This window comes from Catenuloplanes niger, assembly GCF_031458255.1.
GTDB classification, from domain to species: domain Bacteria; phylum Actinomycetota; class Actinomycetes; order Mycobacteriales; family Micromonosporaceae; genus Catenuloplanes; species Catenuloplanes niger.
In genome coordinates this window covers 1716872-1734121 of record NZ_JAVDYC010000001.1, presented here as the reverse complement: position 1 = coordinate 1734121, position 17250 = coordinate 1716872, and the positions used below count along the sequence as shown (strand labels likewise).

Annotated in this window: 16 protein-coding genes; 5 read left to right on the top strand and 11 right to left on the bottom strand. The window is 73.5% G+C overall.

Translation table 11 applies throughout. The features are described 5' to 3' along the window. Positions 1 to 341 precede the first annotated feature (341 nt). The gene (locus J2S44_RS07535; protein WP_310410167.1) at positions 342 to 1319 is read right to left on the bottom strand and encodes an aldo/keto reductase; all 978 of its coding nucleotides are present in this window, start codon (positions 1317 to 1319) and stop codon (positions 342 to 344) included. Between the two features lie 28 nt (positions 1320 to 1347). Continuing rightward, positions 1348 to 2523 (bottom strand): MFS transporter, encoded by a 1176-nt coding sequence (locus tag J2S44_RS07530; RefSeq protein ID WP_310410165.1) that lies wholly within the window; start codon positions 2521 to 2523, stop codon positions 1348 to 1350. Between the two features lie 154 nt (positions 2524 to 2677). Between J2S44_RS07530 and J2S44_RS07525 the strand changes: the two genes are divergently transcribed. Together J2S44_RS07525 and J2S44_RS07520 are read left to right on the top strand one after the other, a co-directional pair. Further along, positions 2678 to 3724, top strand: a complete 1047-nt coding sequence (locus tag J2S44_RS07525) for a LacI family DNA-binding transcriptional regulator (protein WP_310410164.1) — start codon at positions 2678 to 2680, stop codon at positions 3722 to 3724. Positions 3725 to 3736: 12 nt separating this feature from the next. Next, a complete protein-coding gene (locus J2S44_RS07520) occupies positions 3737 to 3934 on the top strand; it encodes a hypothetical protein (RefSeq protein ID WP_310410162.1) in 198 nt (65 codons plus the stop codon). A 99-nt stretch (positions 3935 to 4033) separates the two neighbouring features. Here the strand turns inward: J2S44_RS07520 and J2S44_RS07515 are convergent, their stop codons facing one another. The 4 genes from J2S44_RS07515 to J2S44_RS07500 form a co-directional block, all read right to left on the bottom strand. After that, positions 4034 to 4543: a DUF2199 domain-containing protein gene (locus tag J2S44_RS07515; RefSeq protein ID WP_310410161.1), complete on the bottom strand. Its 510-nt coding sequence runs from the start codon at positions 4541 to 4543 to the stop codon at positions 4034 to 4036. Between the two features lie 30 nt (positions 4544 to 4573). Further along, positions 4574 to 6280, bottom strand: coding sequence for a bifunctional 3'-5' exonuclease/DNA polymerase (locus J2S44_RS07510; RefSeq protein ID WP_310410159.1), 1707 nt, complete (start codon positions 6278 to 6280; stop codon positions 4574 to 4576). Between the two features lie 443 nt (positions 6281 to 6723). Further along, positions 6724 to 7446 (bottom strand): transcriptional repressor LexA, encoded by a 723-nt coding sequence (gene lexA, locus J2S44_RS07505; protein ID WP_374727809.1) that lies wholly within the window; start codon positions 7444 to 7446, stop codon positions 6724 to 6726. Then, positions 7424 to 8470 (bottom strand): DUF4037 domain-containing protein, encoded by a 1047-nt coding sequence (locus J2S44_RS07500; protein ID WP_310410156.1) that lies wholly within the window; start codon positions 8468 to 8470, stop codon positions 7424 to 7426. Before J2S44_RS07500 ends, lexA begins: the two co-directional genes overlap by 23 nt. A 190-nt stretch (positions 8471 to 8660) precedes the next feature. On the opposite strand from J2S44_RS07500, the gene J2S44_RS07495 reads away from it, so the two are divergent. Beyond that, positions 8661 to 9674: an aspartate-semialdehyde dehydrogenase gene (locus J2S44_RS07495; protein WP_310410155.1), complete on the top strand. Its 1014-nt coding sequence runs from the start codon at positions 8661 to 8663 to the stop codon at positions 9672 to 9674. 63 nt (positions 9675 to 9737) lie between these two features. Here J2S44_RS07495 and J2S44_RS07490 read toward each other — a convergent pair whose 3' ends face one another. From J2S44_RS07490 to J2S44_RS07470, 5 genes are all read right to left on the bottom strand, one after another. Further along, positions 9738 to 10958, bottom strand: coding sequence for an outer membrane protein assembly factor BamB family protein (locus tag J2S44_RS07490; RefSeq protein WP_310410153.1), 1221 nt, complete (start codon positions 10956 to 10958; stop codon positions 9738 to 9740). A gap of 43 nt (positions 10959 to 11001) precedes the next feature. Then, entirely contained in the window at positions 11002 to 11709 is a 708-nt protein-coding gene (locus tag J2S44_RS07485; RefSeq protein ID WP_310410151.1) for a hypothetical protein, read from the bottom strand. 110 nt (positions 11710 to 11819) lie between these two features. Continuing rightward, positions 11820 to 12995: a tetratricopeptide repeat protein gene (locus J2S44_RS07480; protein WP_310410150.1), complete on the bottom strand. Its 1176-nt coding sequence runs from the start codon at positions 12993 to 12995 to the stop codon at positions 11820 to 11822. A gap of 279 nt (positions 12996 to 13274) precedes the next feature. Continuing rightward, complete coding sequence (locus J2S44_RS07475) at positions 13275 to 14087, bottom strand: metal-dependent hydrolase (RefSeq protein WP_310410148.1); 813 nt, start codon at positions 14085 to 14087, stop codon at positions 13275 to 13277. Between the two features lie 179 nt (positions 14088 to 14266). Further along, a complete protein-coding gene (locus J2S44_RS07470) occupies positions 14267 to 14752 on the bottom strand; it encodes a DUF1707 domain-containing protein (RefSeq protein ID WP_310410146.1) in 486 nt (161 codons plus the stop codon). A 229-nt stretch (positions 14753 to 14981) separates the two neighbouring features. On the opposite strand from J2S44_RS07470, the gene J2S44_RS07465 reads away from it, so the two are divergent. Further along, a complete protein-coding gene (locus J2S44_RS07465; protein ID WP_310410144.1) occupies positions 14982 to 16478 on the top strand; it encodes a sensor histidine kinase in 1497 nt (498 codons plus the stop codon). Beyond that, positions 16475 to 17146, top strand: coding sequence for a response regulator transcription factor (locus tag J2S44_RS07460; RefSeq protein ID WP_310410142.1), 672 nt, complete (start codon positions 16475 to 16477; stop codon positions 17144 to 17146). The genes J2S44_RS07465 and J2S44_RS07460 overlap by 4 nt, the downstream gene beginning before the upstream one ends. The last annotated feature ends 104 nt before the right edge of the window (positions 17147 to 17250 follow it).

Below are 17250 nucleotides of genomic sequence, written 5' to 3'. Positions count from 1 at the left end.
GAGGGATCATGAGCGGGTGGGGTGCCGAGGTCTGCGGGGCGATAATGATCTACATTTATCGCCATCGCTTTCCACCTTGACATCGCCCGTGGAGGACTGTCAAGCCTCGATTTCCGCGCGGTTCGGGGAGTGGTGATTTCCCGTTTAAACATGACGTGGGTCACACTCCGTCGAGTTGCGGACGGGGCGCGTACGCGTGTGATTCATGAATATGTTAACCGGCGGTTTCGGGCGCTTGCCCAACCGAAATAACGGCGCAGCGAGAAAGAAAATAAAAGGCGCGGCCGACCATCGATCCGAACATGCCGGACCGATATGTCGACCGCGCCCACCGAATCAGATCAGAGCACGACCACCGAGTGCGGAACGTAGCACTCCTCGAGACGACGTTTCTCGCTATCTGACAGTTCGACGTCCAGCGCGCCGATCGCCTGGTCCAGATGATGCGGCGCGGTGACCCCGATGACGGGCGCGGTCACCGCGGGGTTGTGCAGCAGCCAGGCCAGCGCGATCTGCGCACGCGGACGGTCCCGCTCCCCGGCGATCTCCGCGAGCCGCGCGGCCACCGCGCGGTCGGCCCGCTCGGTGGCCGCGTAGAGCGCATGCCCGAACGAGTCGTCCGCGGTGCGCGGTGACGACTCGTCCCAGTCCCGGCTGAGCCGTCCGCGAGCCAGCGGGCTCCACGGCAGCACGCCGACGCCGTTCGCGAGGCAGAGCGGCAGCATCTCCCGCTCCTCCTCGCGGTAGATCAGGTTGTAGTAGTTCTGCATGCTGACGAAGCGACTCCAGCCGTGGTGCTCCGCCACGTGCAGCGCCGTGCAGAACTGCCATGCCCACATCGACGACGCGCCCAGGTAGCGCACCTTGCCCGCCCGGACCACGTCGTCGAGCGTCTCCAGCGTCTCCTCGACCGGCGTCGACGGATCCCACCGATGGATCTGGTAGAGGTCGATGTGGTCGGTGCCCAGCCGGCGCAGGCTGTTGTCCAGTTCGGTGAGAATCGCCTTACGGGACAGGCCGCGCCGGTTCGGCCGGTCACTCATCGGGCCGTTAACCTTGGTCGCGATCACGACGTCGTCGCGCGCGGCGTAGTCCCGCAGCGCGCGACCGAGGATCTCCTCGCCCGAGCCGTCCGAGTAGATGTTGGCGGTGTCGAAGAACGTGATCCCGGCCTCGAGCGCACGCCGGATGAGGTCGCGACTGCGGTCCTCCGGCAGGGTCCAGGAGTCGGCACCGCGGCCGGGCTCGCCGAAGGCCATGCCCCCGAGGCAGAGCCGGGAGACCTCCAGGCCGGTCGCGCCCAAGCGGGTGTACTTCATCGTCGGCTCCCGTCGGTCGGCGGATGCGTCATGACACCGCCCGGGGCAGGGCGATCAGGACCAGGGCGGCACCGGCCACCATCACGGCGAGGACCGTCACCATCCCGTACGCCTCGGTCAGCGGCCCGACCACCACGGGTGCCGAGATCGCACCCACGCGGGACAGGGCGGACACGGTGGACGCGGTCCGCGCGGCGGGAATGCCGTGGCGTGCCGAGAGCTGGTCGGCGGCGCCGAACAACAGCGGGAAGATCGGGCCGGCGCCGATGCCGGCCACGGTCACCGCGGCCAGCGTCCAGCCGGGGGACGACCAGAGCAGCGCGGCGGCCAGCCCGGCGACGAGCGCGAGCACCATGGTCAGCCCGCTGCAGACAGCCACCCGGTGCGCACCGAAGCGTTGCTGGGCGGCGTCGAGCACGAGGCGGGACGCGACCAGACCGCCGGCGAACAGCACCGGTGCCGCCGCGGCCCCCTGTGGCGTGGCGTCCAGCCCGCGGCCGAGCAGCAGCCCGGTCCACTCCTGGCCCGGGCTCTCCACATAGCTCGCGGCGAGCGCGGCCAGGCCGAGGACCGGCAGAGCGTAGTGCCAGCGGAGCGCGCCACGCGGGCGTGCGGGCGCGTCCGGCGACGTGGGCGGGTCCGGCAGCGGCAGCCACGCCGCGGCCGCGAGTTGCGGCAGCAGCGCGACGGCGGCCACCACGCCGACGTGCACCGGCACCGGGACGCCGAAGCTCACCGCGGCGGTGCCGAGCACGCCGGCCGCGGCCAGCGACAGCGACCACGTGGCGTGCATCCTGCCCATCAGCGTGACGCCACGAGCCTGCTGCACCCGGACGGTGGCGGCGTTCATGGTCACGTCGTGGGCGCCGTCGAAGACGCCCATCAGCGTCAGTGCCAGCCCGAGCACCAGCAGGTCCGGCGCTGACGCGACCGCGACGGCCAGCACCGTGTAACCGATGCCGGCGACCGCCGTGGCGTGCCGCTCCCGGACCAGGCGAATGAGGAGGGGCGCGACGAGCGAGCCCAGCAGGCCGCCGGCCGCGCTCCCGAAGAGCACCAGGCCGAACTGGCTCCCGCTGGCGGAGACGCGGTCGGCCAGTTCGGGGAAGCGGGGCAGCAGGCTCCCGTAGAGAGCGCCGTTGACGGCGAACGCGATCGCCGGGCTCCAGCCCGTGCGGTCGGTCTCCCGCAGCGTCCCCTGCATGGGCTAAACTTATACGTATAAGACGGGGGGCACAAGTAAGACGGGGGACACGAGCTCAAGTGAGGGTCAACAGCTCAAGAAGGGCCGACGTCGTGCTTCGACATCGAGTTGCGCACCCGATGACACACCCCGGGACACCGCTGGTGGAGACCGCATGACCACCGATCCGCGGCCGCGGATGAGCGACCTCGCGCGCGCCCTCGGCGTGAGTCAGGCGACGGTCAGCAACGCGTTCAACCGCCCCGACCAGTTGAGCGCCGCACTGCGCGAGCGCATCCTGGCCGCCGCCCGCGAGGCCGGCTACGCCGGGCCCGATCCGCTGGCGAACACGTTCCGCCGCGGCCGTACCGGCGGGGTCGGCCTGATCATTCACGAGCCGCTGCAGTACCTGTTCGAGGACGCGACGGCACGGCTGACCATGGCCGGTGTCGCCCGCGCCTGCGGCGAACACGGCTCGTCCCTGGTCCTGGTGCCGCGCGCCGAGCACGGGCATCCCGACGTCGTGTCCTCCGCGCTGGTCGACGGGTTCGTCGCGTTCTGCGACCCGCTGGAGCCGGAGCGGCGCGAACTGCTGCGCGCGCGCCGGCTGCCGATCATCGGCCTGGACGCGGCGGTCGCGCCGGGTGAGCCGTTCGTCGGCATCGACGACCACGCCGCCGCCCGGTCCGTGGCCGCGCATCTGGCCGGTCTGGGGCACCGGCGGTACGGCGTCATCAGCTTCCCGCTGAGCTACGACGCGGCACCCGGCATCGTGCCGGCCGGACTGGACGCGGGAACCGTGTTCGTGGCGAACCGCGCCCGTCTCGCCGGCTACCGCGACGGCCTGGCACCCGCACTGGCCGACGGCGGCACGGCGGTGGTGGTCGCGGCGGCCGGGGTGGAGGAGCGCGACGGCGCCGCCGCGGCCCGGGCGCTGCTGGACCTGCCGCAGCCACCCACCGCGATCCTCGCGATGGGCGACCGGCTCGCGCTCGGTGCGATCGACGCCGCGCATGCGCGAGGCATCGCGGTGCCCGACGGCCTCTCCGTGGCCGGCTTCGACGACATCCCGGCGGCCGCGACCGCGTCGCTGACCACGGTCCGGCAGCCGCACGACCGCAAGGGCTCCGAGGCCGTGCACCTGTTGTTCCGGACGGCGGCGGAACCACTGCTCCTGCCCACCGAGCTGATCGTCCGCACCTCGACCGCTCCACCGCACTGATCGGGAGGAAACATGGATTCACTGCTGGGCGCGAGTCTCGCCCTGAAAGCCGTGCACCGCGACGTCAACTCCGCCCGCCCGGACGCCCCCGTCCGCACCGCACCACCCGCGCACCGCTCGCCGGCCCACGCGTTCCGCCGCCGCACCGCCCGCATGCTGTACCGCCTGGCCGACTGGGTCCAGCCCACACCCCGGCGCGCCCTCGGCTGACCGGATCGGTGCCGCCGCCACCGGCGCGGAGTCTCGGCCGCGGCCGGAACGTACGCGGAAGCTGACCGTGCGGGGTACGGCGGCGCGTGCCGCCCGCGCTCAGGCGGCGTCGTGCATGACGAGCGACGCGATCTCCCGCACCCGCGCCACCGTGATCCCGTCGCGCTGCTCCACCGCGAGCGGGTGGTCGGTCGGCTCGACCAGCACGTGCGGGCGCTCGCCGAGTACCCCGGTGTGCACCATGAGCTTGAGGTTCAGCGTGCTCACCGGGTACGCCGGGAGTTCGGTGGCGAGCCACCCGAAGTACGCCGGCTCCGCCTCCCGGCCCGCCGTCTCCCACATGTCCACCATGCGCGCGAAGTTGGCCCGGCTCAGCGTGGTCCAGATGCCCCACTCGAAGTCGTCGTCCGCGTCGTGCACCGGAATGACCAGGCGGGCCCGGACGAAGTAGTGCTCGGCCTGGATGACGCAGAGCTCCTCGTCCAGGACGCTGCGCTCGTCCGCCGCGAACTCGTCCTGCCAGTAGACGGGTGCGTCCGACCCGTAACTGAACGGTAGGCCGGCATGGCGCTGTCCGCACCGGCCGCACTCGAAGCCTTGATCGATCACGGCGTGACCCTACAAGAATCCGTTGCCACCCTAGGCTTTCGCGTCCGCGTAGCAGTCCACGACGGACGGGTCGAGCGGGAAGCGGACCGGCGAGTCACCGAAGAGCAGCCGGCCGGCCTGGTCGGCCGCGTGCTGGGCGGCGGTGGCGACCGCGGTCGCCTGCTCGGCCGGGCAGTGGATGATGACCTCGTCGTGCTGGAAGAAGACCAGCTGCGCGTCGGTGCCGGCCAGCGCGGTCCGCAGCGTGGCCAGCAGCACGAGGGCCCACTCGGCCGCGGTGGCCTGGATGACGAAGTTGCGGGTGAAGCGCCCCCGGGCCCGCGCGTCGGGCCGGGCCCGCGGCAGGTCGTCGTCGCGCGCGGCGCCGCCACCGGTGTCGCCGGAGTCGGCGGTCAGCAGCGTGCCGTCGGCGGCGGACGGGGGCGGGCAGGTGCGGCCGAGCCAGGAGCGGACCAGACCACCCTGCTCGCCGGTGCGGGCGGCCGCCTCGACGTAGTCGAACGCGCGCGGATAGCTGCGCCGCAGCACCGCGAGCGCGGGGATCGCGGAGCCGCCGGTCTGGCCGTACATGGCGCCGAGCAACGCGATCTTGGCCTTGGCGCGGTCACCGCCGAACGAGTCCGTGGCGAGCGCGGCGTAGAGGTCACCGGCGGCACCCGCCGCGGCCAGCCGGGCGTCACCGGAGACGGCGGCGAGCACGCGCGGCTCCAGCTGCCCGGCGTCCGCGACCACCAGCTTCCAGCCGGGATCCGCGACGACCGCACGACGGACGACCTTGGGGATCTGCAGTGCGCCGCCACCGCGGGTGGCCCAGCGCCCGGACACGACACCGCCCGGCACGAACTCGGGACGGAACCGGCCGTCCTGCACCCACGCGTCCCGCCAGGCCCAGCCGTGCGCGGTCCAGATGCGGTAGAGCTCCTTGTACTCCAGGAGGAACGGCACGGCCGGGTGGCGGACGTCGCGCAGCACCCAGCGGCGCGTGTTGGGCAGGTCGAAACCGGCCTTCGCGAACGCGCGCAGCAGCTCGGCGGGAGACTCCGGGTGCAGGCCGCGCACGCCGAACGCGTCGTTGATCTGCCCGGTCAGCTCGGCGAGACGGCGCGGCGGCCCACCGACCGGGGACGGCGGCCCGAGCAGCTCGACCAGCAACCGGTCGTGCACGTCCGCCCGCCACGGCAGCCCGTCCCGGCCCATCTCGGCCGCGATCAGCGCACCGGCCGACTCGGCCGCGACCAGCAACCGGAACCGCCCGGGGTACGCCGTGCGCGCGATCCGCCCGGCCTGGTCCGCGTAGACCTCGGTGACCGCGGTCAGCGGATCGGTGCCGATCTCGGCCGGTGGCGGCCCGGTGTCGAAGAGCGTGGCCTGCTGCCCACCGCCGGGCGGCTCGGCCTGCCGGGCCGGCGGGTCGCGCGGCACCGGCCCGCCGGACAGCCGCGCCCAAGCCGCGGGCAGCGCGCGCGGCTCACCCCAGCGCCCGTCGTAGCCGAGCAGCAGCGTCTCGGTCAGCTCCAGGTCGTGGCAGCGGTCCACCCGGACCCCGGCGCGCAGCAGGCCCGGGTAGATGCCGTCGGTGCTCGCCCACAGCCAACGCGGATGATCCCGCCGCTCCCGGGCGGCGACGGCCGCGGGCAGGTCGGCGACCGGCATGACCCGGCCCGCGGGCGCGCCGGAGACGCGCAGCGGAGCGAGTCGCCCGCCACGGTCCGCCCCCGGAACCGCCGCCACCAGCACACGCTCATTCTGCGCCCCCGGTACGACAGAAAACTGTCGGTGGCCGTCGCTATGGTCTGCGCGACTCGGTGCCGGTGGACGGGAGAGAAGCGGTGCGGGACGAGAACGAGCCGGCCGTCGACGGCCCGGTCTACCCGCGGCGCGGCTCCGGCCCCGCGGAGCCTCCGGCCGACCCGGGCCGGGAGCGGGTGCGGCCGCGCCGACCACCGCGGTCCGGCTCCGCGCCGCACTGCTGCACGCGGCGACACCGCCGGAGGTCCGGGCCGCCGGCACCGCGTGGCTGGCCGGCGACGAGCGCGACCCGCTCGGTGGCGCCGTGGTCGCGCTCGGCCTGCTCGACGGCCACGCGCTGGACCAGGAGATCGCGGGCTGGTTCGGAGCCTCGGCGGGCTCACGCCCACGGCCGCGCCTGACGCACGCCGGCGTCCGATGCGGAACGGAAGCTAGACGCGGCGGAGGACGGAGACGACCTTGCCGAGGACGGTGGCGCGGTCACCGTCGATCGGGGAGTAGGCCGGGTTGCGCGGCTCGAGCAGGACGTGGCCGGCGCGGCGGCGGTAGACCTTGACCGTGGCCTCCTCGTCGATCATGGCGGCCACGATGTCGCCGTTGTAGGCGTCGGGCTGCTGGCGGACCACCACGATGTCGCCGTCGCAGATCGCCGCGTCGATCATGGAGTCGCCCCGGACGCGCAGGCTGAACAGGGTGCCGCGGCCGACCAGGTCGCGGGGGAGCTGCAGGGTCTCCTCGGCCGCCTCCTCCGCGAGGATCGGCGCGCCGGCCGCGATCGTGCCGACCAGCGGTACGCCGACGGTCTGCTCGTCGCGTGCCCCGCGGTCACCGGTGGCGTCCAGGAACATCCGGGTGTCCACCGGCCGGGTCGCGGTGCGGCCTCGGCGCAGGAAGCCCAGCTCCTCCAGCGCGCGCAGGTGGCGGCTCACCGAGGACGTGGACGCGAGCCCGACCGCGTCGCCGATCTCCCGGGTGGACGGCGAGTAGCCGTACTTCACCACCCAGTCCCGGATGACGCCCAGGATCGCCCGTTGACGCGGCGCCAGCACGGAGGTGTCGAGATCTTCAGCCCACAGCACCTGAGGATCTTGCCTCATGCACCGGCGGCACCGCGCCCGGCGCGCCGGAGGGTCAGTGCGCCAACCACTGTCCATACGCGGCCGCCAGCGGCGCGCGCATCGCGGGCCGGGCCAGCAACCACGGGTTGTCCAGCCACTGGTCGATCGCGCCGGCCTCGGGCGGCAGCCGGCGCAGCACCGGGTCGGTCAGCCCGGCCAGCAGCGCGGCCGGCACCTCGGGCCGCACCGCCCGGGACGCGCGCGTGAAGAACGGCCCGACCCCGTCCGGCGGCGTCGGCAGGCCCCGCTCGCGCTGCCGGACCAGCAGCACCCGGACGGCCGTGACCAGCGCGTCCTCCCGAACCCGGGGGTCGCCGCTGTGCAACACCGTGGTCAGCGGACCGGTCAGCTCGGCCGCGATCGGCAGCCGCTGGAAGGCACGCTCAAACCATTTGTCGTACGGCGCCCAGGTGCGGCACAGCCGGAACGCCTGCCGCATCACGTCCTCGACCAGCGTCCCGGCCAGCCGGCGGGCGTGCATCGGCTGGCCGGTCTCGGCCGCCCGCGCGTGCAGCGGCAGCCGGGAGAGCCGGTGCCAGCCGGCGGCCAGCACGTACCGCTCGACCTCGGCCGGGTAGTGCCGCAGCGACGCGCGCAGCGGCCCGAGCCACGCCGTGGTGTCCGCGAAGACCGGCCCGGCCGTCACCTCCAGCACGGCCTGACCGGTCAGCATCAGCCAGCCGACCGTGTCCGCCGGGTCGAAGCCGAAGCCGAGGTGCTGCCGCGCGAACCCGTTCACGGTGTCGACCGAGACCTTGTGCCGGGGCCGGGGGTCCCAGGTCGTCGCGAACCGCACCGGACGACCGCGGAACCGGTCCGGCAGCTCCCGCTCCAGCAGCTCGTCCAGGTAGGGCACCAGGTCCGCGTCCGCGTCGTCGAGCAGCAGCTGCAACCGCAGGCCCCAGTCGTGGTCGCGGCTGACGTCGTCGTCGAAGCCGAGCACGTCGGACCCGGGCCCGAGCCGGCCGGCCGCGTGCGGCAGCCGAGGCGCCTCACGGCGCAACAACGGACCCACGACCTCGCGATGGTACGCGTGGGCAAGCGCGATCCCGGACTCCATGGACGGATGATGACACCCCGGTGTGGCGTAATCGCGTCAGATTTTTTCTTCGGCCCGGGTCGGCGGCGACCGTAGAAACACCGGCCCGCCGACCGGCCCCGCACAAGTCCTCCGACGCCCGGCACACCCGCGTTCACCTGGTGGGATTCCGGGTTCGAAGCATCGGTGAAAGGTCGGTAACCTCGTCGTCATGCGGATTGGCATTGTCGGAGCAACGGGCCAGGTCGGTGGCGTCATGCGCCGCGTCCTGGCGGAGCGCAACTTCCCGGTCGAGCAGCTGCGGCTGTTCGCGTCGGCCCGGTCGGCGGGGCGCACGCTGCCGTGGGCGGGCGGCGAGGTCACGGTGGAGGACGCGGCCACGGCCGACTTCACCGGCCTCGACATCGTGCTCTTCTCCGCCGGCAAGGGCTCGTCCAAGGAGCTGGCGCCGACGGTCGCGGCCGCCGGGGCCATCGTGATCGACAACTCGTCCGCGTGGCGGATGGACCCGGACGTGCCGCTGGTCGTGGCCGAGGTCAACCCGCAGGCCGCGCAGGACCGGCCCAAGGGCATCATCGCGAACCCGAACTGCACCACGATGGCCGCGATGCCGGTGCTCCGCCCGCTGCACGAGGAGGCGGGGCTGGAGGCGCTGGTCGTCGCGACCTACCAGGCGGTGTCCGGCGCCGGGCTGTCCGGTGTGTCCGAGCTGTCCGACCAGGTGGTCAAGGTCGCGGACCGGGCCGCCGAGCTGACCCACGACGGGTCCGCGGTGGAGTTCCCCGCGCCGAAGCAGTTCTCCCAGCCGATCGCGTTCAACGTGCTGCCGCTGGCCGGGTCGATCGTGGACGACGGGCTCAACGAGACGGACGAGGAGCAGAAGCTCCGCAACGAGAGCCGCAAGATCCTCGGCATTCCGGGCCTGCGGGTCTCCGGCACCTGCGTGCGCGTGCCGGTCTTCACCGGGCACTCGCTGCAGATCAACGCGCGTTTCGCCCGGCCGATCACGCCGGCCCGCGCCCGGGAGCTGCTGGCGACCGCGCCCGGCGTGACGCTGGACGAGGTGCCCACGCCGCTGAAGGCCGCCGGGCAGGACCCGACCTACGTGGGCCGGATCCGCGGCGACGAGACGGTCGAGCACGGCCTGTCGTTCTTCTGCTCCAACGACAACCTGCGCAAGGGTGCGGCGCTCAACGCGGTGCAGATCGCGGAGCTGTTCGTCTGAGATCCTCCGTGCCGGTCCGGGCGTCATCCGCGTCGTTGCGGCGGCCCGCATGACGCCCGCGGCTCACGGCTCCAGCGCGAGCACCCCCTCGAACGGGTCGACCGCGAAGAGCCGGCCGTACGCCGGGACCACCGCGCCGAAGACGCCGTCGCGGGCCAGCACGCGGTCGTAGAGCACCCGGCCGTCCGACGCGTCCAGCGCCGCGACCCGGGTCTCGCGCGGGCTCCACAGCTGCGCGAACACCAGGCCGCCGCCGGCCGTCAGCGGACGCGGGTCGCCGCCGGCCGGTGCCGACCAGAGCACGCTGCCGTCCGCCGGGTCGAGCGCCCGGATCGTGTCGCCGCCGCCCGCGTAGAGCACGGCCGGGGTGTCCCGCGCGTCCGCCCGCTGCGGCGCCAGGGCCAGGCTGACGTGGTCGAGGTCGTCCCGGCACCAGCGGGCGCCGCCGCCGTCCGCGGTCCGGGCGCACAGCGTGCCGCCCTCGATCGTGTAGACCGTGTCGTCCGTGACCACCAGCTCCCGGACGTCGCCGTCGGCGGCCGGGGCGCCCCACCGGGGTGCGCCGGTCGCCGCGTCGAACGCCACCGCGCGCGTGCCGGCCGCGTCGCGCATCGGCCAGACCAGCGTGCCGCCCGCCGCGGCCGGCGCCTCGAACTTCACGTCGCCGACCACGTCCTGCTCCCAGGCGAGCGTGCCGTCGCTCAGCCGGTACGCCCGCAGCCGCGAGTACGCGCAGGTGTAGTGGCAGGTCCGGCCGCCGCCGACGAAGACGAGCCCACCGTGGACCGCGAGGTCGTCGGCCGGTTCGTCGCCCGGCACCGGCGCCCGCCACCGCTCGGTGCCGTCCGCCGAGTAGGCGCGCAGTTCGTCCCGCCCGGGCGCGTCCGAGGCGACCGTGACGATCGTGCCGTCCACCACCGCGGGCCGGCCCAGCCACTGCGTCCCGCGCACCCCGAACGGCAGCTCCCGGCCGGTCCGGGCGTCGAGCTTCACGATCCGGACGCCGCGCTCGTCGGACGCCGGCAGGTAGAGCGCGCCACCGGCCGCGACCAGCGTGCCGTGCGGTGCCCCGGCGGCCCGCCAGCCGTCCCGCAGCACCCCCACGTTCTTGCGGTGCAGCCCGCCGGTGACCGGCTGATAGCCGGTGCGCCCCGCATCACCGCCCGCGTGCGTCCAGTCCCCGGCCGGCGCACTGCCGGTGGCCAGCGCCGGGTGGCTCGTGGTGGGCGCCGCGAGGAGCGCGGCCAACAGCATCGTCACGGCGGGCAGCCGACGTCGCGTCATCGTCATCTCCGCTCATCGGGCGTATCACCCGAAAGCCTAGATATCAGTCAGCGCTCTCCGTCTCGGACGCGCCGGTCAGCGTCGCGGTGACGGCCCCGAGCACGGTCCCGGCGTGCAGCGCGGTCGCCTCCGGCGTGGCGATGAACCAGAACTCGTGCCCGCCGACCAACTCCGCCGGATCGTGCACGGACGTCACCAGCAGGTGCCGCTCCTTCAGCGCGATGCGCAGGTTCTCCCGCGACTCCAGCGACCGCCGGTACACGTTCGCGAGGATGAAACCGTCCGTGCCGACCAGTCTCGCCATGGTCGTGACGTGCGCATGATCGATCTTGAAGTGGAGGACGAAGGCACCGGTCACGACGCACGGCGAGCGCGCCGGAGTGAACGTCGCGGCCTCGTCCGGCGACATCCCCCGCAGCCCCGTCGCGCGGATCTCGTCCAGCGCGACCGGGTCGATGTCCACGCCCGCGAAGTCCGGGTTCCCGGTCAGGTACGGGACGATCGGCAGCCCGCCGCACCCCCAGTCCACCACCGTCCCGGCCCGCGCCGCCGCGACCCCGGCCGCGATGGCCGCCTTGACCCGGCCGTTGATCGCCACCGCCTCCGACGACCGGTCCCGCATCAGCTCGTTGCGCAGACGGTTGACCGCACGGATCTGGGTGGCGTCGAGTTCCTCGGTGGTCACCGGCACCGAGATGACATCCATGAACCGCTCCCGCCGGCGGCGCAGCCAGAAATGGAGGACGTCCACCCAGCGCAGAAAGCCGGAATGGCAGAGCCGCACACCGCCCAGTGGAATGCCGGAACCGATTCGGCGAAGAATGATGGCGAATTCACTTTCGGTTGTCGCCGATGTGCGCGTCAGCGCCTCATCGCCTGCTGTTCAATGGGTTCAACATACCGCCGCCGGTGTTCCTCGCGGCCCAGTGCCCGAAGAAGGAAGTCCATGTGGTCGCACACCTCATGGGCTCGGCGCGCGGTGATCCCGCTGTCCCGGAGCTCGGCCGCATGGCGGTCGGCCCGGTCGTAGTCGGCGCGCAGTACGGCGTCCGCCCAGCGGATCGTCGAGGCCCACAGGAACCGGACCGGCGCGCCGTCGTCGCTCCGGTCCAGGCGCTGCACGGCCCGTTCCGAGCAGCCGCGCGCCCGCTGGATCGCGTTGGCCTGTGCCTCGAGCAGCGCGAGGAAGAACGGTGGGACGACCGGCTCGTCGCCGACCGCCTCGGCCTTGCCGTGCGCCTCCCGTGACCGGACGAAGTCACCGCTGTCGCGGTACAGCAGCCCGAGAAGGTCCCAGTGCTCGCTCGACTCGCCGTTGATCTCGGTGGCGCGCAGCGCATGCCGGAATGCGCGTTCGGGTTTGCTGTACCGGTAGAAGAGCGCGAGTCCGCGCTCGCCGAGATCCTCCGGGATGCCCCGTTCGATGGCGGCCTCGAGGTGCGCCAGTGCCCGTTTGTCGTCGCCGATGTTCGTCAATGCGCGGCCCATGCGATATCGCACCCGGCCGTTCTGGGGATCGACCTCGGCGGCTCGTTTCCAGAATTCGATGGCTCTGGTGTAACGGCTCCGGTTGTAGGAATCCTCGCCGCGAGCGAACAGATAGTTGACCTCCACCTGGCGGCTGAGCCGGCCGTCGAAGTCGGCGAGACTGTCCTGCAGCCGCGCCTCCATCTCGGCCACGCGGGCGGCCTGCTCCTCCACCTTCTGCAGGGCGTCCGTGATGTGCTCGACCGATCTGCGCGCCTCCGCCAGCAGCGACTGGGAGACGTCGGCGAGTTGTTCGCCGGTCAGCACCGCCTGGTTGCCGCGGTCGATGACGTCGTTCGCGATCGAGCGCTGCACCTCCTGCTCCAGCCGCGCGCGCAGCCGGATCGCGCGGATGCTGCGCACCTCCCGGATGCCGAGGAAGCCCGCCGCCACGAAGATGATGGTCATCACGGTCATCAGCAGGGCGAAGCCGGCGAGCACCAGGCCGGACCACTCGACGATCAGGTCGGCGAACCGGGCGGGATCGGGCGGCGGTTCCGCGCCGCGCACGAGGTCGGACACCTGGCCTCCTTCGATCCCGCCCGAGGTGCTGCGTCACACCGAGGTGAACGCCGCCGCCTCGCGGGAGGTCACGCGGAGGACCGTGTCGTCCGTGCGCTGCCCCTCGAACGAGACACCGGCGCACCCGATCGGGGCAGGTCGATCGACCGGTACACGGCCCGCGGACGGAGGGGCCGTGCCGCGTCGCCCGCTCGCCGTGGAAAGGCGCCGTGGGCGGCCCAGCGGCGCGAACCGGGGGCACGGAGTCCCGTACCCCCGGCCGGGGTCCTAGATCTCGATGTTGAAGTAGCGCAGCGCGGAGCGGCCCATCAGCGCGGCGGCCGACGCCGCCGATATGACGGTGAACGCGCCGCGCAGCCAGATCGTCTCGAACTTGCCGCCGACCTTGATCGCCCACCTGTCGTTGATGCCGATCATGCGCCACAGCCGGCCCTTGGCGGTCGGGATCGGCCACAGGATCGGTACGCCGGACTTCGTGATCATGTCGCCGAACAGGTGCATCACGCAGCCCACGCCGATCGCCACGCCGAGCATCGGATAACCGCGGTCGCCCGGCAGGTTCAGGAAGGTGAACCAGGCGGCGGCCGCGGACAGCAGCGTGATCACGACCCAGCCGGCGCGCTCGGCCCACTCGTCGAACAGGCCGCGCAGCGCCAGGCCGATCATGAAGAACAGGATGCCGATGACCGCCCACTTGCCGAACGCGTCGCACAGCTCGGACGTGCCCCAGCCGATCAGCGCCGCGAACGGGAGCGTGTGGGTGAACGTGCGGTGCCCGTTGTCCCGCCTCGGGTCCTTGCTCAGCCGCGTCGCGGTGTAGACGCCCAGCGAGAACTTCTCCACCACCTCCGCGACGAACAGCGAGAACACGCCGAACGTCTTCGCCACGGTCGCGCCGCCGCGGTTCTTCGTCACCCGCCCGGAGAGGTCGATGTCCGGCAGCAGCGCGCCGCCCGCGCACATCGCGGTGCCGACCGCGATCGCGATCGGTGTCTGCTCATAGCCCGCGAACTGGTCCAACGCCCAGCACCCGGCCAGCCAGGCTGCCGCGCCGGACAGCGCATGCTGCGGCCCCATCATCGTGCGTACCCTCCCCAGGGTCGTGCGAGCACGCGCGCACGGTCGGCGCGAGCCCGCCACACAATGTCAGTTCCGCCCTTTGTGATCAAACACCGCCACGGGTCCAATTGGGACACGTGTCGGAACGCACGTCGGCCCGCGAGCACCGTCCGGCCGCGCGCGGCGGCCGGACGGCATGCTCAGCGGTGATAGGCGTGGAAGCGGTCCCGAGGTCCCCACGGCCCGTCGCCCCAGGAGCCGTGGCCGTGCCAGTCCCGGGCCTGCCAGGCGCCGCCCGCGCGGACGACGGCGGCGTGCTTGAAGACGCTGAGCAGCAGCGGGACGATCGCGAAGACCGGCCAGAAGAAGCCGGTGCCGGTGCCGGCCCAGATCGCGACCAGCACGCCGATGACCACCATGACCGCGCCGGCGTGACCGCGCAGGCGGCGGCGGGCGACGGCGCGGTGCTCCGGCGTGCGGGCCAGCGCGGGCAGGCCGCGGCCGGGCAGGTCGGCGGTGAGCGGGGCGAGTTCGTCGCGGTAGACGGCGGCGTAGACCGCGGTCAGCCGGATCTCGCCCTCGTCGAGCGGGAGCCGTCCCTCGCCCATCGCGGCGCGCAGCACCTCCGCGGTCTGCTCGCGCTCCGCGTCGGACGCGCGGATCCGGCCGGTCTGTGTGCCTTCCATGGGTGTCCTCCCGGGTCGGTGGCTGGCGATGCTGTTCAGCGTGCGCCGGTGGCCGGGCCGGCGCGTCGGGCCGGGGGAGGCTCCGCCGGCGGTCCGGGGGAGGAGAACGCGGGCCGCTGCTACGCCCCGGGGCGTAGAGATCAATACCGGACATACGACCGCGAGGGTACGAGGTGAGCCCGCGCTCCGGCGACGCCGGAGCGGCCCGCCGTGCCCTACCGTCGGGAGCGTGCCCCACACACCCACCGGCCCACCGGACGCCGACCCCGACGCGCCCCGGCCCGGCACGCGCCCGAGGCCAGACGCGGAGCCGCGCGGGGGAGAGCCCGGCGGTGAGCCGCGCGGGCGGGCCGGCCGGCGTGGCCGGCTGTGCGGGCTGGCCGCGGACCGCCTCGACGAGGTCCGCGAACGCCGGGACCTGCGCGACCGTCTCCGCCGCGAGCGCGGTCTGCGGACGCGCCGGGACATGGCGCAGCACCTGCGCGACCGGGAGCGGCATCGGCACCGGCGGTGGGGCGGTCCGTCGTGGTACGGCCACCACGGCGGCCCGCCGCCCTGGGCGGACCCGGGGCGCAGGAAGCCGGACTCGCTGGGCGGCGTCGTGATCTTCTCCGCGCTGGTGCAGGTCATCGGCGTACGCCTGGTGGCCGGCTCCTGGGCGGAGTTCACACCGGTCATGCTCGCGCTGCTGCTGGCCGGCCCGGTCAGCCTGCTGTTCCGGCGGGTGCTGCCGGTGCTGCCGGTCGCGGTGTCGGCCGCGGCCGCGATCGTCTACGCGTTGACCGGCCACCCGGGCGGCCCGTACTTCGTGGCGCTGATCGTCGCGGTCGCGCACGGTGTGCGGGCCGAGCGGGCGATCCGGGTCGCGGCCGTGGCCGGCGTCGCCTGGCTGTCCTACCTGCTGGCCGGCCGGGTCTTCGCGGACGCCCTCGGCGTCGCGCCGGGCAACCGGCCCACGGTCGCGGCGCTCGCGATCATCGCGCTGGTCTCGATCGTCATGGTGGTCGGCGCGGAGGCCGGCCGCACGCGGGAGATCCAGTTCGCGGAGATGCTGCGGGCCGAGGCGGAGGAGGAACGCGCCCGCGAGGAACAGGACCGGCGGCAGGCCAGCGAGGAACGGCTGAGCATCGCGCGGGAGCTGCACGACGTGATCGGCCACCACCTGTCCCTGATCAACGTGCAGGCCGGCGTCGGCCTGCACCTGATGGACAGCCGCCCGGAGCAGGCCCGGTCCGCGCTCGCCGCGATCAAGACGGCCAGCTCGGAGGCGCTGCGTGAGGTTCGTGCGGTGCTGGGCGCGCTGGCCGAGGAGGACGAGTCCGCGCCGCGCGCGCCCGCGCCCGGACTGGCCCGGCTGGACGCGCTGACCGAGGGCGCGGGCCTGCCGTGCCGTACCGTCGTCGGCGGCACACCCCGGCCGCTCCCGGCCGAGGTGGACCGTGCCGCGTACAGGATCGTGCAGGAAGCGCTGACCAACGTGCGCCGGCACGCGGGCGGCGCCGCCACCACGGTCACGGTCGACTACGCGCCGGCCGGGATCGGCCTGCGGGTGGAGAACGAGCCGGGCGCGGCCGACCCGACCGTGCCACCGGGCTCCGGCATCGGCCTGCCCGGCATGCGGGCGCGCGCGGAGGCGCTCGGCGGCGCGCTGGAGGCGGCACCGACCGCGTCCGGCGGATACCTGGTCGTCGCGCGCCTGCCGGCGCCGGAGGAGGAGACGAAGTGATCAAGGTGCTGCTCGCCGACGACCAGGCGCTGGTCCGGGCCGGTTTCCGCGCGCTGCTGGACGCGGAGCCGGGCATCGAGGTGGTCGGCGAGGCCGCGGACGGCCTGGCCGCGGCCACGCTGGCCGCGCGCACCCGGCCGGACGTCGTGCTGATGGACATCCGCATGCCCGGCGTCGACGGTCTGGAGGCGACCCGCCGGATCGTCGCTGACCCGGCGCTGACCGACACGAGGATCATCATCCTGACCACGTTCGAGCTGGACGAGTACCTGTTCGAGGCGTTGCGCGTCGGCGCGTCCGGCTTCCTGGTCAAGGACACCGAGCCGGTCGACCTGCTGCGCGGCGTGCGCGCGGTCGCGGCCGGCGACGGTCTGCTGTCGCCGAGCGTCACCCGCCGCCTGATCGCCGAGTTCGCCACGAAGGGCCGCCGCACGCCCGCCCCGCCGCCGCCGTCCCCGGACCCGCTCACCGACCGCGAGCGGGAGGTGGTCGCGCTGGTCGGCGAGGGCCTCAACAACGACGAGATCGCCGAGCGCCTCCACGTCAGCCCGGCCACCGCCAAGACCCACGTCTCCCGCGCGATGATCAAGCTGGCCGCCCGCGACCGCGCCCAACTGGTCGTCTTCGCCTACGAATCCGGCCTGGTCCGGCCCACCTGGCTGCACTGAACCCCACAAAAGCGGATATTCCCGCTTCCGGCGCGACGGCTTGGGCATGCTCCCGCGGGCCCCGGTCCCCCAGCACAAGGACAGAACCCTGTGCGCGCTTCTCG